The sequence below is a fragment of the Shewanella submarina genome, from assembly GCF_042646185.1.
GTDB lineage: Bacteria > Pseudomonadota > Gammaproteobacteria > Enterobacterales > Shewanellaceae > Shewanella > Shewanella corallii.
On the sequence record NZ_JBHRTD010000017.1, the window covers coordinates 583,228 to 607,567 of the forward strand.

Annotated in this window: 19 protein-coding genes and 1 pseudogene; 10 read left to right on the top strand and 10 right to left on the bottom strand. The window is 49.4% G+C overall.

All coding sequences use genetic code 11. The features are described 5' to 3' along the window. Positions 1 to 7: 7 nt before the first annotated feature. Positions 8 to 940: a hypothetical protein gene (locus tag ACFOE0_RS16515; RefSeq protein WP_248936269.1), complete on the bottom strand. Its 933-nt coding sequence runs from the start codon at positions 938 to 940 to the stop codon at positions 8 to 10. Positions 941 to 1,056: 116 nt separating this feature from the next. Between ACFOE0_RS16515 and ACFOE0_RS16520 the strand changes: the two are divergent. Further along, positions 1,057 to 2,083 (top strand): annotated as a pseudogene (locus tag ACFOE0_RS16520) (IS110 family transposase). A 705-nt stretch (positions 2,084 to 2,788) separates the two neighbouring features. On the opposite strand, the gene ACFOE0_RS16525 reads toward ACFOE0_RS16520, so the two are convergent. The 3 genes from ACFOE0_RS16525 to ACFOE0_RS16535 are packed head-to-tail and all read right to left on the bottom strand — an operon-like array spanning position 2,789 to position 4,587. Beyond that, the gene (locus ACFOE0_RS16525) at positions 2,789 to 3,277 is read right to left on the bottom strand and encodes a TRADD-N-associated membrane domain-containing protein (protein WP_380712419.1); all 489 of its coding nucleotides are present in this window, start codon (positions 3,275 to 3,277) and stop codon (positions 2,789 to 2,791) included. A 9-nt stretch (positions 3,278 to 3,286) separates the two neighbouring features. Further along, positions 3,287 to 3,538, bottom strand: coding sequence for a hypothetical protein (locus tag ACFOE0_RS16530; RefSeq protein WP_248936270.1), 252 nt, complete (start codon positions 3,536 to 3,538; stop codon positions 3,287 to 3,289). A 35-nt stretch (positions 3,539 to 3,573) separates the two neighbouring features. Further along, positions 3,574 to 4,587 (bottom strand): hypothetical protein, encoded by a 1,014-nt coding sequence (locus ACFOE0_RS16535; RefSeq protein ID WP_248936271.1) that lies wholly within the window; start codon positions 4,585 to 4,587, stop codon positions 3,574 to 3,576. Between the two features lie 273 nt (positions 4,588 to 4,860). Between ACFOE0_RS16535 and ACFOE0_RS23235 the strand changes: the two genes are divergently transcribed. Then, positions 4,861 to 5,475 carry a phage integrase N-terminal SAM-like domain-containing protein gene (locus ACFOE0_RS23235; protein WP_248936272.1) on the top strand — a complete coding sequence of 205 codons (615 nt, stop codon included), beginning with the start codon at positions 4,861 to 4,863 and terminating at the stop codon, positions 5,473 to 5,475. A gap of 1,040 nt (positions 5,476 to 6,515) precedes the next feature. Here the strand turns inward: ACFOE0_RS23235 and ACFOE0_RS16550 are convergent. The 4 genes from ACFOE0_RS16550 to def all read right to left on the bottom strand — a co-directional run bounded on the left by ACFOE0_RS16550 (position 6,516) and on the right by def (position 12,957). Continuing rightward, a complete protein-coding gene (locus ACFOE0_RS16550) occupies positions 6,516 to 9,701 on the bottom strand; it encodes an error-prone DNA polymerase (RefSeq protein WP_248936273.1) in 3,186 nt (1,061 codons plus the stop codon). Then, a complete protein-coding gene (locus ACFOE0_RS16555) occupies positions 9,701 to 11,356 on the bottom strand; it encodes a Y-family DNA polymerase (protein ID WP_248936274.1) in 1,656 nt (551 codons plus the stop codon). The genes ACFOE0_RS16550 and ACFOE0_RS16555 overlap by 1 nt, the downstream gene beginning before the upstream one ends. Before the next feature lie 5 nt (positions 11,357 to 11,361). Then, positions 11,362 to 12,291 (bottom strand): translesion DNA synthesis-associated protein ImuA, encoded by a 930-nt coding sequence (gene imuA / locus ACFOE0_RS16560; RefSeq protein ID WP_248936275.1) that lies wholly within the window; start codon positions 12,289 to 12,291, stop codon positions 11,362 to 11,364. Positions 12,292 to 12,465: 174 nt separating this feature from the next. After that, entirely contained in the window at positions 12,466 to 12,957 is a 492-nt protein-coding gene (gene def / locus ACFOE0_RS16565) for a peptide deformylase (protein WP_248936276.1), read from the bottom strand. 105 nt (positions 12,958 to 13,062) lie between these two features. Between def and ACFOE0_RS16570 the strand changes: the two genes are divergently transcribed. Beyond that, on the top strand, positions 13,063 to 13,416 hold the full coding sequence (locus ACFOE0_RS16570; RefSeq protein ID WP_248936277.1) for an MGMT family protein: 354 nt from the start codon (positions 13,063 to 13,065) through the stop codon (positions 13,414 to 13,416). Positions 13,417 to 13,439: 23 nt separating this feature from the next. Then, positions 13,440 to 14,240, top strand: a complete 801-nt coding sequence (locus ACFOE0_RS16575; RefSeq protein WP_380712374.1) for a DUF3108 domain-containing protein — start codon at positions 13,440 to 13,442, stop codon at positions 14,238 to 14,240. Here the strand turns inward: ACFOE0_RS16575 and ACFOE0_RS16580 are convergent. Next, positions 14,184 to 14,963, bottom strand: coding sequence for a class II glutamine amidotransferase (locus ACFOE0_RS16580; RefSeq protein WP_248936278.1), 780 nt, complete (start codon positions 14,961 to 14,963; stop codon positions 14,184 to 14,186). The genes ACFOE0_RS16575 and ACFOE0_RS16580 overlap by 57 nt on opposite strands. A gap of 240 nt (positions 14,964 to 15,203) precedes the next feature. Here ACFOE0_RS16580 and fadE point away from each other — a divergent pair, with 240 nt between their 5' ends. Next, on the top strand, positions 15,204 to 17,651 hold the full coding sequence (fadE, locus tag ACFOE0_RS16585) for an acyl-CoA dehydrogenase FadE (RefSeq protein ID WP_248936279.1): 2,448 nt from the start codon (positions 15,204 to 15,206) through the stop codon (positions 17,649 to 17,651). Positions 17,652 to 17,708: 57 nt separating this feature from the next. Here the strand turns inward: fadE and yvcK are convergent, their stop codons facing one another. After that, complete coding sequence (yvcK, locus tag ACFOE0_RS16590) at positions 17,709 to 18,617, bottom strand: uridine diphosphate-N-acetylglucosamine-binding protein YvcK (protein WP_248936280.1); 909 nt, start codon at positions 18,615 to 18,617, stop codon at positions 17,709 to 17,711. Positions 18,618 to 18,841: 224 nt separating this feature from the next. Between yvcK and ACFOE0_RS16595 the strand changes: the two genes are divergently transcribed. From ACFOE0_RS16595 to ACFOE0_RS16615, 5 genes are all read left to right on the top strand, one after another. Next, a complete protein-coding gene (locus ACFOE0_RS16595; protein ID WP_248936281.1) occupies positions 18,842 to 19,183 on the top strand; it encodes an STAS domain-containing protein in 342 nt (113 codons plus the stop codon). Between the two features lie 77 nt (positions 19,184 to 19,260). Continuing rightward, on the top strand, positions 19,261 to 20,013 hold the full coding sequence (locus ACFOE0_RS16600; protein ID WP_248936282.1) for an OmpA family protein: 753 nt from the start codon (positions 19,261 to 19,263) through the stop codon (positions 20,011 to 20,013). Then, positions 20,010 to 22,124, top strand: a complete 2,115-nt coding sequence (locus ACFOE0_RS16605) for an SLBB domain-containing protein (RefSeq protein ID WP_248936283.1) — start codon at positions 20,010 to 20,012, stop codon at positions 22,122 to 22,124. The genes ACFOE0_RS16600 and ACFOE0_RS16605 overlap by 4 nt, the downstream gene beginning before the upstream one ends. Next, positions 22,124 to 22,819, top strand: coding sequence for a hypothetical protein (locus tag ACFOE0_RS16610; protein ID WP_248936284.1), 696 nt, complete (start codon positions 22,124 to 22,126; stop codon positions 22,817 to 22,819). The genes ACFOE0_RS16605 and ACFOE0_RS16610 overlap by 1 nt, the downstream gene beginning before the upstream one ends. 2 nt (positions 22,820 to 22,821) lie before the next feature. Continuing rightward, positions 22,822 to 24,330, top strand: coding sequence for a SpoIIE family protein phosphatase (locus tag ACFOE0_RS16615; protein WP_248936285.1), 1,509 nt, complete (start codon positions 22,822 to 22,824; stop codon positions 24,328 to 24,330). The last annotated feature ends 10 nt before the right edge of the window (positions 24,331 to 24,340 follow it).

Sequence of the window (24,340 nt, forward strand, 5' to 3'; positions counted from 1 at the left end):
TTTACTCCTATTTCCCAGCTAAGACTGCTATGTGATTGTTAAGTTCTTCAACCTGTTTAGCAAAAGCCTTAATTTCATCTGCTGTAAATTTATCCTCTTTGATGACGCCAAGGAGTTGATCATTCGCTTTCGTCAATTTTTCTACCAATTTATCACCTTGGGCTGAAAGAATGGAAATCTCAACTTTCGCGGTCTGGGCGAGGATGTAAGAATCGTACGCGAATTCACGTTCATTATAGGAATGATTCGGTTCTTTGAGTAAATCAGATGCGAGTTCACCCACAGCGTCAGCACTAGTGCAATAGATATCCATAACACCGGTAGCACTAATTCTGCTTTTACGCTTTGATTCTTCAATGCAAAGCGAATCCTCAACCAAAGTGAGATCGTTTTTTAGTAACGCTGCAAGCTTTCCAATATCCTCTGAGTATGCTTCGATTATTGGCCTTATTTTCTTCTTTTTCTCACTTTCCACGAACCAAGTACCAACAATCCCTACTACACCCAGAACCGCCGTTTTCTTATTATCATCTAGCTTGTACATGGCATCTTGAACTTGTTTTGCTGCTTCAAATTGAGTTAAAAAATCTGTCGCCGCTTTTGTGATCGCTTCTCCTTGATCATTTGAGGCCAGCTTATTTAGAACATCACCGTAAGATTGTAGCGCCTTTAATGTTGCTATCTGAGAAGCTATGCCTTCCGCGCTTAGCCCACCATCTATATCAAACGATTTTGGAGGCTCTTCATTACGCATGATCAATCTTCGTCTCTCAAGCTCCATTACTTTATCTCGCGCTGCTTTGAAACGATCTTGTGTCGTTGTGGCAACCGACTCTGTTGCCGTAGCGAATTGTGCAACTTGCTGTTTCTGCAAGGGCGTTAGCCCACACCCAGACAGAATCAAACATAGGGTTATTGGAAATGCTATGTTTTTCTTCATCTACAATCTCCTTTTTTAGTGGGGAAGTTAATTTATCAATCGAGGTAACCTACATTTGATTCCCCTACTTGCCAGATCTGCGACACTGATGTGTCCTTCAGACTCAGGAGAGAACCATGTCCAATCCACTTTGTTATTGCGGCGTTGATCTAGCCAAACACCACTTTAGTATTCATGCAATTGATAGTAATGGAAAAATTATTCTCCATAAATCTGTTTCACGCTGTAAGCTGCTGAGTACGATTGCTAAACTTCCCGTCAGTCGTATTGGTCTTGAAGCTTGTGGTGGCGCACATTACTGGGCGCGCGAATTTAACAAGCTGGGTCATGATGCACGTATTATGGCGGCTAAGTATGTCGCACCTTATCGCACCAAAGGCAAAAATTACTCAAACGACGCAGTCGCTATCTGTGAAGCGGTGCAAAGACCTTCGACCCGTTTCGTCCCTATCAAATCACCAGAGCGCCAGACTTTACTGGCCATACACAGAATGCGTGAGCATTGGGTCAGAGAGCGTACTGCGCTTATCAACCGACTCCGAGCACTATTGGCGGGATTCGGTATTATCATGCCCACTGGTCGCGCTGCTGTTCAACGAGAAATCCCACTTTGCCTCGAAGATGGGCATAACTCATTGCCCGCCATTGCCAGAGCAGCACTGGCGGACAGTTATGACCATCTACAAGTACTTAATCAGCGCATTGAGGATACTGAGCAATGCTTCGACATGGTTGTTGAAGTCAGTCCTAACGCACAACGAATTATGAAAGTCCGGGGTATCGGCCCTCAAACGGCTACAGCTGTTTTAGCCAGTATTGGCAAAGGTGAGCAATTTGATAACGGCAGAGACTTCGCAGCCTGGCTGGGACTTATTCCCAAACAATACTCAACAGGTGGAAAGCCAAGGTTAGGTCGTATTAGCAAGCGTGGTGACAAATACTTTCGAACACTATTGGTGCATGGCGCTAGAACCGTTGTCGCCAATCTCGGTGACAAACAAGACAGGCTCAGCCAGTGGTGCCGTGAACTGTTAGCCAGGCGAGGCAATGAATCGAACCATTGTTGCCTTGGCAGCGAAGAATGCCCGCATCATATGGGCATTGCTGCATCATCAAACTGAATACCAGGACTTCGCTGCTTAAGCTATTTAGTCTCAGCGAATCAATACTGTTACCAACCGGGTCAATGCACACGCTAATGATGATAAACGGTTAAGGCCATTTGCAGACAACCTGTTAATACGGCGGCACGAAAGATGCCTTCTAACGAATGAGGTGCTGCAACCGCGTAATGTCATCAGGGCCATGGCGAGAGTCAGTTAAAGGCCGTATATAGAGCGGCAGTCCAAAACCAATCTCTAAAAGCGGTTGTTTGACACACCGGGGAATCCATGTAGTCAAATAAGGGGCGAAAATGGCGAAGCCGCCCGCGTGTTTGTGTCCCAGTGTGCGCGAAGTGCACACGCCTTAATTTGTTTGTTATGTACGATTGTAAAACTACCTTGTTCCAACTGTCCTTATCCCTTGAAGCGAGATTTGAATAGAGAGTAGAGAGTAGAGAGTAGAGAGTAGAGAGTAGAGAGTAGAGAGTAGAGAGTAGATGCTAATAGCACGACTAGAGAAAGCAACCCCAACCACAGTGATGCCAAATAATAAACAACAGTCGCAGTGCCAGATGAAACAGTAAATAGTCCACAATCATAGCCGCATGTTTCCATTCTATATGTCGCGAATACGAACATTGATAGCAAGAATATAAAAGCGACCAGACTAATACGCTGTATTTTTCTTAGCACGCAAACTCCATTTTTTACAACTAAGTACATAACGCCAAAGCTCCAGTGGACGTCAGCGCCGACGTCCACTGGAGCTACTTGTTATGCTTTTACCCGACTCCGTATACAACGCTAGCAATTGTTTCGATAATCCTGCTGTTGTGTTTTGTTTTAGCTTGTCGTCGTCATCATTGAGTGTATCCAATATTTGTACACTCATTCCGACAGCGTTGATCCTCTCCAGTATGGAAACGTAATCTGTTGCTTGAACCATAGTAGATTTATAAAGAACGAGAAATGTTACACCAATGAAGTTCACTAGAACTCCGGATACAGAAGATATGATTGCAGGGGCGAGTTTGTCTGGTGATTCGATTGTGCTGTAAACGCCAAAACCAATTAACGCAAACCCAACCAGCATAACCAATACGGTTAACCAAAATATTGACCTTACTTGCTTTAGATTTCTGTTCAGGTACGACTCTAGCTTTACCCTTGCTAGCTCCCATGCGGCTTGTGTTTCTTTGGGGTTCTCTTTGACTCGCTGTTCTACCTCTTCAATTCTTTGCTCTCACTCTGAATCTTCGAGTGATTTTCGATAAATGAAAACACCGAAACCGAAAATAGCACCAGCGACGCCAAAAATGACTGCGATCGGTTCAAAAATGTACCCGTAGTACCTAGTAACATTGTTGATAATTGCAGCCGAGATACCAATTGTGGCGCTGATAGTTCCTGCAACAAGAAACCGTCTAATTAACGGTGTTCCTTCACGCCACGCGCGGAGCAACTCCTTAAAGAAGTCAATTAAAAAGTCGTACATTTGCCTCCTTTACAGCATTGTTATGAGTAATTAACTCATATACCAAGCGAAGTTTTAATCGCAGCAGTTGCAACGCCAACGCCGATTTTTTCCGCCACGCTTAGCGTCCATGAACCCGTTTTTTTCAAATATTCAAGTGCCTTTGCGCCATTGCCGTTCGACACTTCCAACTCGGCACTAGCTACATTACCAATTTCTATATAGTCCTGCTGTTTGCTTGCTTCTTTAGCAAGCGCCTCTCTTAACTCAGAGAGTTGCGTAGACAATTGCTTCAAATCCCAGCTGTCCTTATTCTGCGACCATACTTGATTAAACACCATATCATGAGCATGAGCATGTTTTCCTTGCGCTCCCACTTGACCTGCTTCGTATTTGTCTCCCATTGTTTGCTCCTTTACATATTGAATGATTAGGTTGTTATTTTGTGTTAGCGAGTTTAGTAGTTGATCTTTCCATTCGTCGATGGCTCTGTAGTCATCATCGTTCTTCTTTATTGAGTCATTTTCTTCGGCAGCAATCGTGTGCAGGTATTTCGCAAACAAGATTGGACTGAACTCACTCTTATTACAGAAAAGATGTCTGTAATTTGCTTCGAACCACGCTTTGTCAAAAGCATCGTGAGAGTTTGACAGGCCAACAATTATCGATGCTGATGCATACTCTCGCATCTCTTGGGACAAAATTGCTCCAGTTCTTCGACCTTCCGCAGTATCATAAGCTGTCATGTAATTGCCGTAATACATTCGTATATCAAGTACTATGAAATCAAAGCTATTTCCAAACAAGTATATTGCTTTAACCGCCTGATCTGCGTCATATGCATAGGAGACTCGAAAACCATGGGCTGTCAACATGAAGCCGTATTCTTTAGCAATAAATTGATCATCTTCAACTATTAAAATATTTCCAAGACCTTCGCCACTATCGATATCCAATTGGTTTTCGTCTAGAGGTACCACATCTATCCCGGGAAATGGTTCAAAAAACTCCTCATCAAAACATGCCTCCTCTTCGAGAGGATTGGAGTTAGCAGGCTCTTCGTTGGTCATTCTGGTTTTTCTTTCAGTAATATTCGTGTATCAGATGATTATTTACAGTTTTGATTCGATGAGACTCGTAACATTTTAATAACGAGACGTCTCGTTTATCAGTTTTATCTGGGCAAATCGAGAAGTGTTAAATTTGACTAAATTCAAATATCTATAATGACAGTGTCGCGATAACTTTACAGAATAACGTCAATCATCATTTCCATTTTAATCATAGGGTTAACCACAGCCTCATGTATTAACCGTAAAGCTGTCACAACCGAAACAGGATAAATGCTTCCATACACCTGCGATAGCGCTGTTAAAAAAACAGTAACCCTCTATGAGTTAGGAGGATTATGGCCAATGTATTTTTACAAGATGTTCGCGATAGCATGCGTTTACGGGGGTATAGCCTTCGTACAGAAAAAGCGTATCTTCATTGGATGCGCGTTTTTATTCCATAACAAACGACACCCCACTGAAATGGGAAAGGCTAAAATTATTGCCTTTCTCACCTATCTAGCGGTCGAACGACACGTTGTAGTCAACACGCAAAAAGTTGTGCTCAATGCCATTGCCTACCTTTACCAAACTTATTTGCAGATGAATTTGGGAGATATGGTCTTTTCATTGGCAACCAAACAACGACGACTTCCCACGGTATTAACCCGCAATGACCTTCATCAAGTCATCAGTAAGTTAACCGGAGATGCTTATAAAATTGTCCAACTCCTGTATGGTTCTGGCCTGCGAATTTCTGAGTGCTTAAGAATCCGTCTACAAGACATAGATTTAGAACGATTGTCGATTACTGTTCGAGATGGCAAAGCAAATAAGGATCGGCAAACACTTAAGGAAGGTGCAAATAAGTCCCGTGCGTGCTCTGCGAGTGCTGACAGACCCTAGATGCGCGGCGCAGATTGAAGTTAATGGCCCGGTCCTTATCGAGAGCTGCAACAAAGCAGATAGGGCTGTCAGCCTCGCCCTTCGGAGCTTTCGAATAATCACGATTTCTTTGGTATTTAGCTTTGAAAGGCAACCAGCCTTCCTATATCTGAATACCTCTAACTCGCTTCTGCTCAATAAGCCAGAGTGCCGCGAGGACTTGTTCGCACCTTCCCAATATCCTGTAAACCTTGGCTAATTGAGCAAATAGACAAAGCCCTTGATATTCAAACTCAGGATAATGACATTGCAGTAGGTCCGTCCTTAGCGCCTGCACTTTCCCGCAAGTATCCAAACGCGTTTCGCCAACCTTGTTGGATGTTCCTGTTTCCTAGCCACGTATTATGCAGACATCCCATAACCAATGTACTTTGTCGTCATCATTTGCACGAAAGTCTTGTCCGTAAAGCCCTCAAACCTGCAGTCGCAGAAGCCGGAATTTCTAAACGTGTAACCTGCCATACCTTTCGCCACAGTTTTATAAAATACTTCCCTGTATTTCCCCCTTTGGGCCAGCGGAGCTGTTCAAATTCAGTCCCGCTGAATTTGTGCGACACATCTATTACAGGCGGGTTATGACATTCGCACCGTGAGTCCTCTGGACAGGTTGAATTGACCAGGTTAGTGAGTCTAAGCAAATATAAGCTGCCGTGTTTTGTCATGGCTACCGCACGGCCGAAGGTGCTCTTCCCTCACCGATGTAGCACATTAGTGCCACGCTCTGAGTATGGTTTCAGCATGTTGCCAAAGATGCAATTATTCAAAAGTGGGTTTTAAACTGTCACTAACGGAACTAAAGACCTACTCGTTTATGGAGGGCAAAAAATATAGAAAATGATAAGCTTGCTACGTACAAACTAATCCCAAATAGCTAGAGCTAGAACTCGGACTTACAAGCTGTGTTTAATTTAGCCCCACGTAACCCGTATTCCCCTTAGACACGACTTATTTTTGCCACATAGGTATAACAAAGACCTTGCTTTAAATACAACTGCATTGACTCACCTAAAGTCTCTGGATTTAACATCCAATGTGGTCACTGCATCTGAGATATCCTGCAGTTTCCCGGCCACCAAATGCACTACGCCTGACTCTATTTCAACGGTTCCACTCACCTTCAAAATATTCGCAAGCAAATACGCCTGTCGCTGAGCTCTGGCCGTCGCCAACCATACCACCACATTGGTATTGCCAGTTTCATCTTCCAGGGTAATAAAGGTAACCCCGGAGGCAGTGCCCGGCCTTTGCCGTCCGGTTACCACACCGGCCACAGTGACAATCTGCCCATGACGACACTCATGCAACTCCACCGCACTGCGACAACCTATCAGCAATCCCTGCTCTCTGAGTATGGCAATGGGATGACGCCCAAGGGATAAGCCCAAACGGCCGAAGTCCGCTACCATGGATTGAATTTCACCGGGTACAGGCATAGCTATCTCAGCCTCATGCTTGCTGCCATCCAAGCTCACATCTTCAAGCTCTTTTTCAAACAAGGGCAAAGATTGCTGCAGTCCAAGCCAGCCGGAAGACAGCGCCCAGCGCACCTGATGGCGATTCCCCCCCAGGCAAGCGAATGCGTCGGCATCGGCCAGGGCTTCCAGCTCATTGGCTGGCAGCAAAGATCTAATAGCGGTTAATCCACTGAAGCCTGACTCAGGCCGGGTATCCAGCAAAGCGCTTATCCCCTTACCACTGACGCCTTTTACCTGTCTAAAGCCCAGCCGTATTGCCCAAACACCATCAAGAGCCTCAAGCGTATGATCCCACTGACTGTGGTTGATGCAGACAGGCAGCACTTTGACTCCATGACGACGGGCATCCTGCACCAACTGGGAGGGCGAATAGAAGCCCATAGGATGACTGTTCAATAAGGCACAGCAAAAAGCCGCCGGATAATGATGTTTAAGGTAGGCCGACACATACGCCAGCAGTGCAAAACTGGCTGAATGGGACTCAGGAAAGCCATATTCACCAAAGCCCTTAATCTGGTTAAACACCTGCTGGGCAAACTCAGTTTTATAGCCACGCTCGGCCATACCATTCAGCAATTTGGATTCGAATTGCTGCAGTTGTCCGGTGCGCTTCCAGGCTGCCATGGCCCGTCTTAACTGATCCGCCTCACCACCGGTAAAGCCTGCTGCGACCATGGCAAGCTGGATCACCTGCTCCTGAAAAATAGGCACGCCCAGAGTCCGCTCCAGCACATGTCGAACTTCTTCACTGGGATAACTCTCTTCTTCTTTACCATCCCGGCGCAACAGAAAAGGATGCACCATATCCCCCTGAATAGGTCCGGGACGAACGATGGCTATCTGAATAACCAGATCGTAATAGCATTTGGGTCTGAGCCTGGGCAGCATGGACATCTGGGCGCGGGACTCTACCTGAAAGACCCCAATACTGTCGGCGCGACTGAGCATTTCATAAACTTCAGGCTGTTCCCACACCACATCGGACAGGCTCATATTGTCTATTCGTCTGTTACCTGCTATCAGGGCCTGTCCCGGTGCAGGGCCATGTTTATCCAGCAAGTGAAAACACTTGCGAATGGCGGTCAGCATACCCAATGCCAGCACATCGACCTTAAGCAGCCCCAGACTTTCCAGATCGTCCTTGTCCCACTGAATAACAGTGCGGTCCACCATGGCGGCATTTTCTACCGGCACCAGCTCAGACAAAGGCCCGGAGGAGATAATAAAGCCACCAACATGCTGAGACAGATGACGGGGGAAACCAATCAGCTCACTGACCAAAGGCAGCAAAAAGCGCCCCAACCCTTCGGTGGGTAGCATGGACTGACGTGACAGCTGAGCTACGTAGGAAAACTCGGGGTCACGCCTGTCGATACCGTTAATCAGCTGGGTAATTCTCCCCTGGCTAAGTCCCAGCACCTTGCCCACATCTCCCATGGCACTTTTAAAACGGTAGCTGATCACAGTCGCGGCCAATGCTGCCCGCTCCCGGCCATATTTGCCATAGATATACTGGATCACCTCTTCCCGGCGCTCGTGCTCAAAATCCACATCAATATCCGGTGGCTCATCCCGCTCTTTGGAGATGAAGCGCTCAAACAGCATATTGACCTTGGTGGGATCCACCTCAGTGATCCCGAGACAGAAACAGACCACTGAGTTAGCAGCGCTGCCCCTGCCCTGATGGAGTATTCCCTGAAATTTGGCGAACTGGACTATGTCGTAAATAGTCAGAAAGAAATACTCATAGGAAAGCTCGCTGATAATCTCCAACTCACGCTCATACTGAAGCCGTACCTTTTCCGGTATGGTGTTACCAAAACGTCTTCTGGCACCGGCTTCAACCTCACGACGCAGGTACTCTGAGGCACTTAAGCCTTCCGGGATAATTTCCGCCGGGTATTCATATCTGAGCTCATCCAGGCTGAAATCACACCGCTTACTGATGGCCAGCGTATTGGCCAACCAATCGGCCGGATACCGCTTCTCCAACGACTCAAGCGGCTTAAGCAATCTTTCACTGTTGGTCATCACACGGCTACCCGCCTGCTGCAAGCTACAGCCGTGACGGATACAAGCCAGCACATCGGCCAGCATCTGCCGCTGTTTGCTGTGCATCAAAATATCGCCGGCCGCCACGCAGGGTAGTTGGTATTTACCGGCTAACTGCTGCCAAAGACCCAGTACAGCAGACTCTCCCGGGATCAGGTTGCGACTCATCAACCAGTAACTTCGGCCCAGCCAATATTCCTTTATGCGCTCAAGCGTTGCCTCTATCTCCGCCTGATACTCAGCCTGACTCTTCGACCAGTCACTACCGGCAAGCAGCGTGACTTCCGGCCAGGAGGGTTTAAACAGCAGTAAAGGCTGAGTTAAGCCTTCAAGCAGATCATCCAGACTCAGTTGATAACTGCCCTTCTCGGCTCTGCGTCGGCTTTTGCTGATAAGCGCGCTGATCTCACCATAGGCTTTACGATTGGTTGCCAGCAGCACAAAGCAACCTTCCGGCAGAATAAACTCAGCACCTACAATCAACTTGATGCCACATGCCTTCGCCGCCATATGTGCCTTGACCACACCTGCAAAGGAGCACTCATCGGTGAGGGCTATCGCCTGATATCCAAGCTTATGGGCCTGCTCAACCAACTCATGGGGATGAGATGCCCCCTTTAGAAAGCTGTAGTTTGAGCGGGCGTATAACTCGGCGTACATCAAAACCACCCCTGCAGAAACAAGCCCTCAGCCGTGCGATAAACCCAGCAGTAACCGCCTTGATGACGGGCCAGATAGTAGTCCCGACTGACAGCCTTATCCTCCCACCAGGGCGAGTCGATACGCTCCGGCCCTTTCAGTAAGACCACTTCACTGGCTTCAAGCTCGCAAGGCTCAGGCAATAACCAACAAGGACGGCAGGCATGCAAAGATAAAGGGTTCGCCTGCTGCACTGGCGGTTGAGTTGCAGGTAAAGCCAGATTGGCGCGTTCCGGCAGATGGGCATCGGCCACCGTCAGTTTAAGTACGCAGGCATCCCCCAGCCGTGCCTGTAAGCTTGCCTGCAGGCGACGAATGTCCCCCTGTTTGCCATCCCGCCCCAAGGCTCTGGATTGACTGGCACTGATATTGGCGGGCTCCACAAAGCGGAGCGCCTCCAGCACGATATCCGTTACCGGCTGAAACAGGGTTTGACGCTCAAGCTGCAGACGACACAGCGCCATCAAGCCATCGGCTCTGTGCTCGGCAAAGGGATAATTCAGGGTTAACACCAAAGGCGGCGTATCCCGATCACGGTATTTCAAATACAAAGACAGATTAAGTACTGCCTGCTGTCTTTGACGTAAATAGGTTTCCAGCTCAGCAAACAGACGCCCCAGGGGAAACAGTAAGCCCTGAAACTGCTCAACTTCATGCAGCAGGTTCAGCTCACGACGATATTGCTGGGGTAACTCATAGTAATCACAGGGATCCGGCATGCTGGCATCCAGCCGCCTGAGGCTGAGTAATAAGCCTGTTCCGAACCGCTTTCCCAGCTCTGCAGTTGGCAAGGCCCTGAGTTGCCCCAGGGTGGTGATCCCCATACCGGCAAGACGCGAGAGTGCATCGCCCTCAAGCGGATAATGGCTCAGCGCTAATTTATCCAGGCAAGAAAGTTCATCACTCAGACTGCGTTTTTGCTCTCTACTCTCCCCACCAGCCCCAGATGAAACAGTCGTAGATGAAGCAATCTCAGACGAAATCGCCAGAGATGGACTAATCCCGGATGAACCGGAGTCAAATGAAGAGCTCAGGCGGGTTTGTAATGCCGCGCTCAGGCGTGTATGGCCCAGCGCCAATACGCACTCAAGCCCCAGCTCACCAGCGCGCTGTTTGTAGGCCGTTATCAGACCATCCAGGCCACCGAACAGATTGCCCATAGAGCCGACTTCCAGCAGCAGAGTATCCGGCACTATATTTGTCCCGAGCTGACTGGATACAGCCCGGGATTTAGCTTTTGTTGAGGATTTGGATGAAACCAAGCTCCCGGAGACAGAGGCTTCTTCCCCAAGACTGCACACCAAAGGCACAACCCGGGCGCTGAAGTCATAGCTCCACTGACACAACCACTCCACGGCCTGAGTCGAAGAATCGGCATCCTGAGAGTTGGCTGATCCCGGATTGAAGAGAAGAAGTTGCAACTCACTGCACAGAGAGCAGGCCGTCGCGACGCTCTGCCCCACCTCAACACCAACAAGGGCTGCGCGCGCATCGCACAGCAGAATATCGCCCTTGTCGTTATGCAAAGCGTATGGACGCAGATCTTCAGTGAGATCCAGGCGGGATTTCAGGTACTGCAACAGATACCCGGGAAAATAGACAGCCAACCACAACATAGAGATCAGCTCTGGTGCAATCCAAGAATATTGGCATTTGCAGGCTCTGTATCTGCACTCTGCCAGGGGCCTTGAAGCAGCTGAGCTGAATAGGAGCTGGAATTGGTTTGAGGCTGAGTGTGGGCCTTAAGCTGTGTGGTACTCGCCCGGTCCTTCCTTGCCGGAGACAAACAAGCATGATGAGACTCAATGGAAACCTGTTTTGATAACGCAAGATGGGACACACTCTCAGCATAACCACCACTCAAGCCAAGACCTTGCAGTGCAAGCTGTAACTGGGGGGAAAACAGATCCAGCCACAGAGGCGTTGCCGGCCAGCCACCACGACGCTTAAGCACCTTAAGCTGCTGCCCTGATGACTTTGCTGTTTGCACGGCTTGCTGAGTTAACGACAATTTAAGGGTGACAGGATGCGGCTCCTCCTGTTGAGATAAAGGCATCAGGAGTATTGTCAGTACGCCATGCTTTTCACAGGCCAGCTGCAGGCGACGGGCCTGACTGATAGACAGGCTGTCGGCCCAACCGATCACCAGATGGCAGGCATCACTGCTAATTCCCTGCTCCAGCGCCCACAGCTGTTCACTCTTATCCTGAGTATTGACCCACAACAGGCGCTCAATATCCACGCCCTGCTGCACCAGGTACTGGCTACTGGGCTGAAACTCTCCGCCCACCAGCAATATATGTCTGTCATCCCCAAGATCAGCAGCTGTCAGCTGTCTCAGCAATGGCAACAACAGACCCATTTCTCCCTGTCCGGGGTGAGAAACAAACAACTGGCAGACACCATGATCCGGCCAGCCACCATCGGCCAGCATAGCATCCAGCTCAGCAAAACCTGTTGAATAACCAGACGCCTTATCAGCCTGTTGCCATTGTTGGCCCAGCCAGAGATCCTGACGCTCCAGCAGTTGGTTAAGAGAGTATGCAGACATAGAATGACCATTAGTACATATACTGTGTATATAAACAGTATATTCGATTTATGGCCAGTGACAATATTTTCGGAGCCTGAACGCCCAAAGAGCAATCAAAAGGCTGAGTTACAGACACAAAAAAACCGGGAATCGCTATCCCGGCTTTTGTTTATAACGCCTTAATTCACAACATTATTTAAACTTGCGTACTTTCTTCATTGCCATCTGCTGCTTCAGCGAGGACAGGTGCTCAATAAAGATTTTACCGTTCAGGTGATCGATTTCGTGCTGCAGCACAATCGCCAGGAACTCATCGGTGTCGAAGATCTGCTCTTTGCCTTCACGGTCCAGAGATACCACTTTCACACGCTGGAATCTTTTCACTTTGGCATAGTAACCGGGAACGGACAGACAGCCCTCTTCACCTTCATACTCACCTTCCTGCTCAACGATTTCAGGATTGATAATCACCATGGGCTGATCGCGGTTTTCCGACAGATCAATCACAATAACAGCATGGGTACTGCCAACCTGAGTGGCGGCCAGACCTATGCCATCGCTGGTGCTATACATGGTATCCAGCATATCATCGATAAATCCCTGAACGGCTCCAATCTCCTTTACAGGTTGAGCCTTGCGTTTAAGACGTTCGTCAGGAATACGTAAAATATCCAATACTGCCATGCACTAATACACTCTGGTTAACAAAAAATCGCGGGCATTATTACTTAAAACCGATTTACATCCAAGTATCACAAGGCGATCGGCTTAATCGAAACAAGGAAATCAATGGAAAATCAGCAAAACTTGTCACCCAAGGCCAGGATCTGGCAAGTTGTAGGCATGATACCTCAGGGTCAGGTGTGCAGTTACGGCAAGGTGGCAGATCTCGCCGGATTGCCGGGAAGAGCCAGATATGTGTCCCGGGCATTAAAAGAAGCCCCTCAACAACTCACGTTACCCTGGCACAGGGTGGTCAACAGTCAGGGAAAGGTTTCTCTGCCCAAAGACAGTGAACCCTATCGTGAACAGATGTCCCGTTTACGAACTGAGGGTGTCGTTGTGAACCAAGGCAAAATCGATTTGTCAAAGTATGGCTGGCAGCCTGATCTGATGACACTGCTGATGGCATTACCTTTTTAGACGTAGAACAGGAGGAGTCGCCTTTGCCCAGGTACTTTTCGAGTTTAGTGTTACTGGCCACTTCCCTTGCCGCACCACAGGCATGGGGCCAAACCCCGCTCACCCCGCATACCGCTGAGTATAAAGTGTTTTATGGTGATATTGAACTTGGCAAAGGACGTTATCGCCTGGAGGCCCCGACAGATACGGGGATTTACAACTACTACTTCGACAGTGCCCTGAGTCTGCTGGTGCTGTCAGATGTGCGCCATCTTCGCAGCGAATTTACCCGTGATACCACTGAGCCACAAAAGTTGCTGCCCATTCGCTATATGCACGAAAGAGAAGGCACTGGACCCAACTTCAGAGAACAAACTGCCTTCGCCCGGGAGCAGGGTAATGTGTATACCCGCTATAAAGACGAGAAAGGCAAGTTCGAATACAGCGATACCCTGTTCGATCCTCTGATGGTTCAACTCCAGTTCCGTCTGGATATCTCAGCAGGAAAAGAGCCTCTGGATTACAGCATGGTCAAAAGCAACGAGATAGATGACTATGAATTTAAAATTCTGGGGAAAGAAAGGCTCAAGTTGGAGAGTGGTGTATACGACACAGTAAAAATTGAGGTGGTCAGAGATCCCAAAAAGAAACGTCAGACCTTCTTCTGGATGGCGCCAGACCTGAGTTATCTACCGGTACGCCTCACCCACTTTGAAAAGGGGGATAAGCAGCTGGATATCCAACTGCTCAATTATCACTACGCCGACGACCCAGCAGCAAAGCCAACATCAACTGCCGGCACAAACCTCACCGAGTCGGAACAGACGCCAGTCTCCGGCAGATAGGATATTCCACTCTTCATTATTGGTCAGTGGTCGCGTGGCGATCACTGTCACGATATCGTTGGGTGTAGTTTCCTTATCGAAATCTATCACTACATCCGTGTCGATCAGTTTGGCTTTGCCAAACGGCGCGCGGCGGGTGATGTAACACAAGTTGTTGGTGCAGTAGCTCATCAGGTATTCACCATCTGTGAGCAACATATTGAACACCCCAAACTGACGCGCTTCATCTGCCAGGGTGGCCACATAGGCAAACACATCACTCATCTGCTCAGGCGACGTATCACCAAATCGATCCACTATCTTTTGCATTATCCAGCAAAAGGCCATTTCGCTGTCAGTATTGCCCACGCTCTGAAAGCGGGTTGAAACGAACTTGCCTTCGTAATCACTTAGCTGACCATTATGGGCATAGGTCCAGTAACGTCCCCACAACTCGCGGGTAAAAGGATGAGTATTGACCAGATTCACCTCCCCACGATTGGCCTGACGAATATGGCTGACCACCACCTCACTCTTGATAGGATAGGATTTTATCAGGGAAGCGATTTCAGACTCGCAACTGGGGCCTGAGTCTTTGAAGGTTCGGCTGCCTTTGCCTTCATAAAAAGTAATGCCCCAACCATCAACGTGAGGACCGGTTCGTCCTCCCCGCTCTGCCAGACCGGTAAAACTGAACACAATATCCGTCGGCACATTGGCGCTCATCGCCAACAACTCACACATGAATAATACCTGCCTTTACTGCTTAACCTCGCAAAATTGTAATCACTTGAAAGGTAATAAAGAAGGATAAATTTTTTAAACAATTGTTTGAAAAAACCTTGAGATCGAATGGGTGAAAGTTTAACTTACCTGAAACACAGGTCTGACCAGCAGCTATAATTAGTACAGACCCATAACATTCACACCAGTGTCCAGGTGCCAAAAACCGACACCAGGTCATCGAGATTAAGGAGAATTACCGTGACTAGCCTACTTTGGATTCTGGCTCTGCTTGTGGTACTCGGTGCCAGTGCATACCTCAGGGTATCTCTGCTCACAGCCACCATAGCAGCCGCCGTCGTAATGATCGTTGGCACAGCGCTGGATATTACCGGCTTCTTCGCCTGGCTGATTTTCGCCGCCATCGCCCTGCCACTGAACCTGTCTCAGTTCCGCCAGAGCGTGATTACCCGCCCGCTGCTGAAGATGTACCGCGGCATCATGCCTGAAATGTCTTCCACTGAAAAAGAAGCCATTGAAGCCGGCACCACTTGGTGGGAAGCGGATCTTTTCTCTGGTAATCCCAACTGGAAAAAACTGCACAACTACTCTGCGCCTCGTCTGAGCGCCGAGGAGCAGGCCTTTATCGATGGACCGGTTGAGGAAGTGTGCAAGATGCTGAATCAGCATCAGGTTTCCCATGAAATGGCGGATCTGCCTCAGGAAGTGTGGCAGTACCTGAAAGACAATGGCTTCTTCGCCATGATCATCAAGAAGAAGTTTGGTGGCCTGGAGTTCTCTGCCTACGCTCAGTCACGGGTGCTGCAAAAGCTGGCTGGCGTTTCCAGTGAGCTGGCATCTACAGTAGGTGTTCCCAATTCTCTTGGCCCGGGCGAACTGCTGCAACACTATGGTACTGAAGAGCAACAGAACCACTACCTGCCCCGTCTGGCACAGGGGCTGGAAATCCCCTGCTTTGCACTGACCAGCCCTGAAGCTGGCTCAGATGCCGGTGCAATCCCTGACTTTGGCGTCGTCTGTAAAGGTCAGTGGGAAGGTGAAGAAGTACTGGGTATGAAGCTAACCTGGAACAAGCGCTACATCACCCTGGCTCCGGTTGCTACCGTACTGGGTCTGGCCTTTAAACTGCAGGATCCTGATCATCTGCTGGGTGACACTGAAGACCTGGGTATCACCTGTGCCCTTATCCCGACAGACATCGCCGGAGTTGAAACCGGTCGCCGTCACTTCCCGCTGAACTGTATGTTCCAGAACGGTCCCACCCGAGGCAACGAAGTCTTTGTCCCTCTGAGCTTTATCATAGGTGGCCCGGAAATGGCCGGTCAGGGCTGGCGTATGCTGGTTGAATGTTTGTCCGTTGGCCGCGGTATCACACTGCCATCCAACTCTGCCGGTGGCATTAAGACTGCAGCATTGGCAACTGGTGCCTATGCCCGTATCCGTCGCCAGTTCAAACTGCCTATCGGTAAGCTGGAAGGCATTGAGGAGCCAATGGCACGCATTGGTGGTAACGCTTACCTGATGGATGCCGTGACCTCTCTGACCACCACAGGTATCGATTTGGGTGAAAAGCCCTCTGTTATCTCAGCTATCGTCAAGTATCACCTGACCGACAGAATGCAGAAGTGTGTTATCGACGCTATGGATATCCACGGTGGTAAAGGTGTTTGTCTTGGCCCCAACAACTATCTGGGTCGTGGCTATCAGGCTGCACCTATCGCCATCACAGTAGAAGGTGCCAACATCCTGACCCGCTCAATGATCATCTATGGTCAGGGTGCTATCCGTTGTCATCCATATGTACTGGCCGAAATGGAATCCGCCTTCGATCCGAATCCACATCAGGGACTGACCGACTTCGACAAAGCTCTGTTTGGTCATATAGGTTTCACTACCTCTAACCTGGTACGCAGCTTCTGGCTGGGTCTGACCGGTTCCCGTTTCTCCAATGCTCCATACAGTGACAAGACCAAGCGTTACTATCAGCATATGAACCGCTTCAGTGCCAACCTGGCTTTGCTGAGTGATCTGGCTATGGCTACTCTGGGTGGTAACCTCAAGCGTAAAGAGCGTATCTCTGCCCGTCTGGGTGATCTGCTCAGCCAACTTTACCTTGCATCAGCTACTCTGAAGCGCTTTAACGATGAGGGTCGTCAGCATCAGGATCTGCCGCTGCTGCAATGGGCTGTTGAAGATTCACTGTACAACCTGCAGGTTTCTTTGGATGAGTTGCTGGACAACTTCCCTATGGGCCTGGGTATTGTACTGCGTGCAGTTATTCTGCCACTGGGTCGCCCACTTAAGCGTCCAAGTGATGTGCTGGACCACAAGGTGGCCAAAATCATGCAAACCCCTTGTGAAAGCCGTGACCGTATGGGCAAGGGCCAGTTCTGGACCAACTGTGAGAACAACATAGTTGGTATTCAGGAACAGACCCTGCTGGACATTCTGGCCAGTGAGCCACTGTACGACAAAGTCTGTAAGGCAAGCGGTAAGAAACTGCCTTTCATGTGGCTGGATAAAGTCGCTGAAGAGGGACGTGCACTGGGCGTACTGAGTGAAGATGAAATCGCCCTGCTGCAAAGGGCTGAAATCGGTCGAATGAAGTCTATCAACGTCGATGACTTTGACCCTGAAGCACTGCGCGCCAATGTGCCGGTATCCGGTAATCAACATCAGGCCGCATAAAGCAAAACGTCACTAAGACTTTAACAAAAAGCCCCTTTTATCAGGGGCTTTTCTTTTTTACCTTTCAATCACAATCCGCTCCAGAGCCTGCTTCAATAACGCTCTGTCATGAAGTCCATCATCCACAGCACCGATTAACCCTGTGCGAAACACCTTATCCGTCCCCTGCTCCACCATTTCTGTGGTGTCTGCATGTACTAAAGTGATATCAGGACTTCGACCAGTCAGGATGTCAGTGATCATCGTCCTGCGCGATGTCAGCGCCAAACAATCGGCGGCCGTGCCTTCCGGCCGTAGGTTATCAATAAATACCAATTGAGCTTTTGAATGTTGAATCGCTTGTGCAATTTCAGGGATCAACAGTGGCGGAATGATACTGGTGTAAAAACTTCCCGGCCCCAGCACAATAAGCTCTGCACATTGAAGTTTCTCCAATGCCTCTGCAGTTGCCTTAACCTGAGGAGACAGCGCCAGCAAACCGGGGGCTGCAGCCATTTCATCCACAGCCAATTCCCCCCATACCGCCCGGCCATCCGGTCCAAGAGCTACCATATTGGTTGGTTCCTCAGACATGGGAAACAGATTTGCCTCAACGCCCAACATGCCGGACACCAGCTTTATGGTCTCCAACGGGCGCACCGACATTTGATCCATGGCATACAACATCAAATTACCCAGCGAATGCCCCGCCAATTCATCGCGGTCACTGAACCTGTATTCAAACAGCACTGAGTTTAATGTGGGATGAGGGCAAAGCTGGGACAAACAGTTACGCAAATCACCCCAGGCAATGCAGTCTGCCGACTGTCGCAAACGTCCTGTCGAGCCGCCATTATCTGTGGTGGTTACTATGCCGGACAGCCTGTCACCCAAAAAAGACAGCGCACTGAGTACCCTGCCCAGCCCATGACCACCGCCAATCGCCACCACAGAGCTTACCTGTTCCAATCCTGTCTTATCCGCCATCGTTTAAACCCGGTTTGGAGCCTACGTTTGCAATAAACAAAGTCTAGTTCAAGGAATTACAGATTGGAGAAGTGCAGAGATCCTGCAATGCAAATTGCAAAACACAAGCAATAAAAACAGCCCAAGATTATTTACCACACTGTTTTTATTGAAAATTCCAAATGTGGCACAGAAGACGCTTTATCCATGGCAGATGCAAAAACACCCGAATGCGAGGTAGCAAAATGGATATCAAACTGGAAACCACCAATAACCAACTGGTCACTGTTTCAATCGATGGTGATATGGATGCACTGGGCTGCCGCGATATTAAAGATGTCGTCGAGCATATCCTGAAGCTGGAACAGAACAATGAGGTGGTAATGGATCTGGATAAGGTCCACTTCATGGATTCCTCTGGTATTGGCGCAATCGTCTATCTTTATAAAAGACTGAAAGAAATTAATCGCGCTATCAGTATTCACAATGTATCGGGTCAGCCCCTTGAGCTGATGGAGTTGCTGAGGATCAGCAGCGCGATACCTGTGCATACGAAACATACTTCGACATACAGGGAAAGTTTATGAGAACGACTATCTGCGGGCTAACGCTATTGCTTTGTCTGTCAGGTTGTACAACCTGGCCGGAATACGCAGGTGGAGGAATGGCTGAACTCTTCCCCGCAGATCTTTACCCTGTTGAAAGCAACGGGGATATGGGACCCGAACAGGGTCTTCGTATGGAATGGGAACTCACTGACAGAAAGCTTAACATTCTGATTCTTCAGGGTGCTGAGCTTTGTTTTCCCGCCACAGTCGTTCAGGCAGAGCTGAATCAGAGACGCATAGTCCGCCAACTTCAGGGCGGACTGCTTTATGATGCGGCTACAGATATTATTGCCCAGCGTCAGTTACTGCACCGCCTGGACAAGCGCCTTAAGGATGCCACCCGTTACGGCAAATGTGTCCTGCCCGAGAAAGACCTTGAAGGATTGATCGACTCAGGCAATGTGACTCACGAGTTGAGTCGCCTGCTGAATCAGGACAATCAGTTCGCCGTCAACTCATTCCAACTCAATCCAAAGTTTATCGGCCATCTGGCCGCCGCCGCAGCCAGACTCAAGCTGATGCCTCAATACTCGCTGCTTATCACAGGTCATGCTGATGATCAGGGCAGCCTGGATTACAACTTCCAGCTGGCCAACGCCAGAGCCGAACAGGTTAAACGCTATCTGATGATATTCGGCCTGGATGAAAGCCAGATACACCTGGACTCAGTCGGTGAAACAGACCCTTTGCTGAAAGGCACACATCCCGAAATCCGCCTGACCAATCGCAGAGTCACCATAGCTGTAATTGAAACCAAGCTGGCCCCCGCCACAGGTAAAGGCGCCACAGGCAAAGGAGAAGCACAATGAAGCCTTCTGCATACTCCTTTGGCTGCGTGAGCCTGCTGATTACACTGCTAATGTTCCTGTCACCAGTAGCGCTGGCAGAAGAGGACTACCTGACCCAGATTGGCGATGAGATAAATGTGTTTCTGCCAGGTGAGTCCGAACTGAATAAAAGCTTCCAGATTGATCGTCAGGGCCGAATTATTCTGCCCGAAGTGGGCGCAGTCGAAGTGGAAGGACTGACGGAAGAGCAACTGCAGGAAAAAGTCAGTGCTCAACTGGCCAGTATATTCAGGGATCTGTCCAACCTGCAGGTGTACATCAACAAGCGCCAGCTGTTAATCAGCATTCAGGGTTATGTACAACAACCCGGCGAGTTTACCCTGCCCGCCAATGCCACTGTGCAAATGGCGCTCCACGCGGCCAATGGGCTGAGGCCCGGCGCACAGCTGGACAAACTTCAGCTCAAGCGTGAGGGGGAAAGCAGCACCTTTAACTACAAAGCATTTCTGGATTCAGGGGATATGGAGATGCTGCCGGCACTGAAGTCACTGGATGTTATCTTTGTCCCCGCGTCACCCATCATAGGAAACGTTGAACAGACATTCGATCCGGCAAATCTGGCCGACGGTGGTGACGCAGCAGATGATTCAGACGCGGTAAAAGTGTTTGGTGAGGTTAATCGCCCCGGCAGCTTCTCCTACAAAGATGGCGTAACCCTGGTCGACCTGCTGATGCGCGCCGGTGGCGTGACCCGCTATGCCAGTGTTGAGCAAATCCGGGTGATCGCAGGCAGCGAACCTGCACTCTTTAACCTGAAAGGCTATCTGGACAGCGGCAATGAAAAACTCCTTCCCCCTATGGTTCCCGGCACCACCATTTTTGTGCCAAAGCAGGAAGAGGAGATTAAATCCGGTGCCAACACCGTTTATGTGATGGGTGAAGTACAAAAGCCGGGAGCTTTCGAAAGTAAACCCAATGCCAGCTTTATGGATATTCTCTCCAATGCCGGTGGCCCCACACGTTTTGCCGAATCCCGTCAGATCCGGGTCATTAAAGCTGACGGTAAAGTGCAAAAGTTTGACCTTGCAGGATATACCGAAGGCACTATTTCCCAGGAGCTGCCCACAATCCAGCCCGGCGACGCTATCTTTGTTCCGGAAAAAACCGATATGAATGAAAAGTCCTGGCTCAAGGTTGCGCCGGACAGAGCCGTTCGGGTGATGGGTGAAGTGGTCGCGCCCGGACGTATTGAATGGTCGCCTGAGATGAACCTGATGGATCTGCTGGCCCATGTAGGTGGCCCCAACCCCAAGGCAGATACCGCAAAGATTGAGATAGTGACACCGGATGGTCGCGGCGGTACCCGCAAGACTGACTTCAATCTGGATACCTTTATTAAACAAGGTATGCCGGACTCAGCCCTGCCCTTTGTGCAGGCTGGCAGCACGGTCAGAGTTCACAAGTTGCCCGATGACCCCAGAGACAATAAATCCCAGTGGGTTCGCCAAAGCAGCGACAGCTCAATCTATGTGTTCGGTCAGGTCGGTGCCCCCGGACGTTACCGTTTTACTGAAGAGCTGCATTTTCTCGATATTCTGGCCGCCGCCGATGGCCCCACCAAAGATGCTGACCTGAGAAATATCCGTGTCAGCCACAGAAGTCAGGGACATGCCATGGTCAGTCATCTGAACCTTGCCCGCTACTTCGAAACCGGCGATGAGCAGATACTGCCCCAGGTGCTGCCGGGCGATACCATCTATGTTCCCGAGAAAAACAGACAATGGTTGGAAGAACCTGCCTCAGAAACCATCAGAGTACTGGGTGCCGTCAATAAGCCCGGCCGTTACAGATTCGATGATGATATGACCCTGCTGGACCTGCTTGCTGAAGCAGGCGGTACCCGCGACAACGCATATATAGAACGTATTACCGTGGTGAACCTCACCTGCTGTGAAAGTCAGGCCAGCAGTTTCAACCTGCTGGAATTTGCTAAAACCGGGGACTACAGAGCCGTGCCTGTGATCAGGGCCGGAGATACCGTCTTTGTACCAGAAAAGAGCCAATCTTTTTCCAATACTTTCCAGGATGCCATGCAGCTGATCCTTGGTATCGCACTATTGGGGACGCTCTGATGTTATTGCCTCCGACGAATACCGAAATTGAGCATATTTACAGCCAGTTGAATCGGTTGCATGTGCGCTCAATAGCAATAACCTCAGCCAACCCGGGAGAAGGCACAACATCTCTGGCAACCGCCATTGCTCAGCGGCATCTGCTCGCAGGCAATACTGTTCTGGTAGTGGATTTCAACCTGTTCCGTCCCGGGCTGGAAGATCATGGACTGCTCGAGCATGAGGAGTTCTTTACTCCAACCCTGGTCACCCTGACAGGAGAAAGCCTGGCATTTAATGGCATTGTCGCTCCCCGCTGTAAAGAGTCAGTTATGGCGCTCAGACGTCCTGAATTTTTGCAAAAACTGATCACAAAATGGCAGGAGGAGTACAGCCTTATCATCTTTGACACCTCTCCCCTGCTCAGAAACAACGCCAACAACATCCCTGCTGATGTGATTGCCAGTGCCTGTGATCAGACCCTGATGGTGATCATGGCAGGGGTTACGACCAAAGCCATGGTGACAGAAGCCTGTGAAATTCTGCAGCAGGCAGAGGCGAATATAGGTGGCTGTATCATCAATGACCTAAACAATCCCTGTCTGCGTACCGAGATGCTCAGAGAAGCCGACAGATTGGAGCCCTATTCACCCAAATGGCAGCAAAAAATCAAACGCTGGCTGTTCAACAATAAGTTCATTTCGTTGGGGATCTGATTATGGAAACCTGTCTAATCAACGAACAGCGCCCCTGCAACCTTGAAGAAATAAGGGATGTCAGGCTGCTGATGCAAAAAGTGCTTAAGCAGGAGCTCCCAGACCCCACCGAGATCCAACACATGCTGTTGTGTTTCTCCGAGCTGGCCACCAATATCGCCCGTCACAGTCAGCCTGTAGCAACAGAACTTGGCGTAAAGCTCTCCCGTTCCCGGCAAGGTTGGAAAATCCTGATCTCAGACAACGGGGGAAGTTGGCACAGCCAGCATGTCCCTCATCTGCAACCTGAAGATATGGACGCTACTGGAGGAAGGGGGCTGTCTCTTATATCTCATTATGTCGATGAGCAAAGTTATCGTCCCGGCAGCCCAAACCACACAGAGCTGCTGTGGCGCCACAAGCAGAACACTCAACCGGCTAAATCCGTATTATTGGTAGAGGATGATCCCAGCCAGCAAAGGTTGCTGCAGGCCTACCTTAAAGATGACTATCGGGTGCTGATTGCCAATGATGGTACTCACGCCCTGCAGTTGCTTGAACAACATCATGTGGATTTGATCCTTTCCGATGTCAATATGCCAGGCATGAACGGCCTGACGTTAAGAGACAGACTGAACAAGCAAAGCAATCATAAGCTGATTCCCTTTATTTTTATCACCCACAGCGACAAATCAGATGATACCTGCAGCCTGGGTATTGACGATCTGCTTCCAAAACCTGTCACCAAGTCACAGCTGCTTATCACCATACAACGGGTGCTGAATCGGTCAGAACAAATATGCGCCTGTATGAGTGAACACCTTAACCAAACCATATCAGCGGCTCTCCAACCCAGTATGCCTGGTCGAATTTCGGGCTGGCGTATTGCCTATGGTTCTCGCTCCGCAGGCAGTGGCGGTGGTGATTTTGTCCTGACTGAATATCATCCCTCCGGCATGGTGTTGATGCTGGTGGATATTCTGGGTCACAGCATTGAATCCAAATTCTTTTCATATGCCTATGCAGGCTATCTCAGAGGCATTCTAAGTCAGAGCCAGTTGGGCAATACCTCATCCGCCAAGCTCCAGCATCAAATCTCAGCAGCGGCTGCCCGGGATAAGATTCTGAGCCAAACCCTGATGACATGCTGCGTGTGTCAACTCACGGACAGAAGCATCACTATAAGTTGTGCAGGTCACCCCTCACCCTTACGAATTACGCCATCAGAGCTGGAGCCTCTGGACTGTCAGGGCCCCCTTCCGGGTCTCTTGCCTGATGCCAGCTTTGGAGAAGCAACTGTGACCTTATCCAAAGGGGAAAGACTGGCAATTTACACAGACGGCATATTTGAATCCGGTGGCACGGCTCAACGCCGAAAGAACCTTGAAACCGTGATGCGAACAGCCCTCTCAGATACTTTGTCGCTGGACATTGATGACGCCATAACCCAATGCATGAACAGCTTTGACCGCCACGCAGGTTCAAAAGCAGATGACGATGCCACCCTTATCCTGATTGAAAAAGCATCCTGACCGCCGGAGG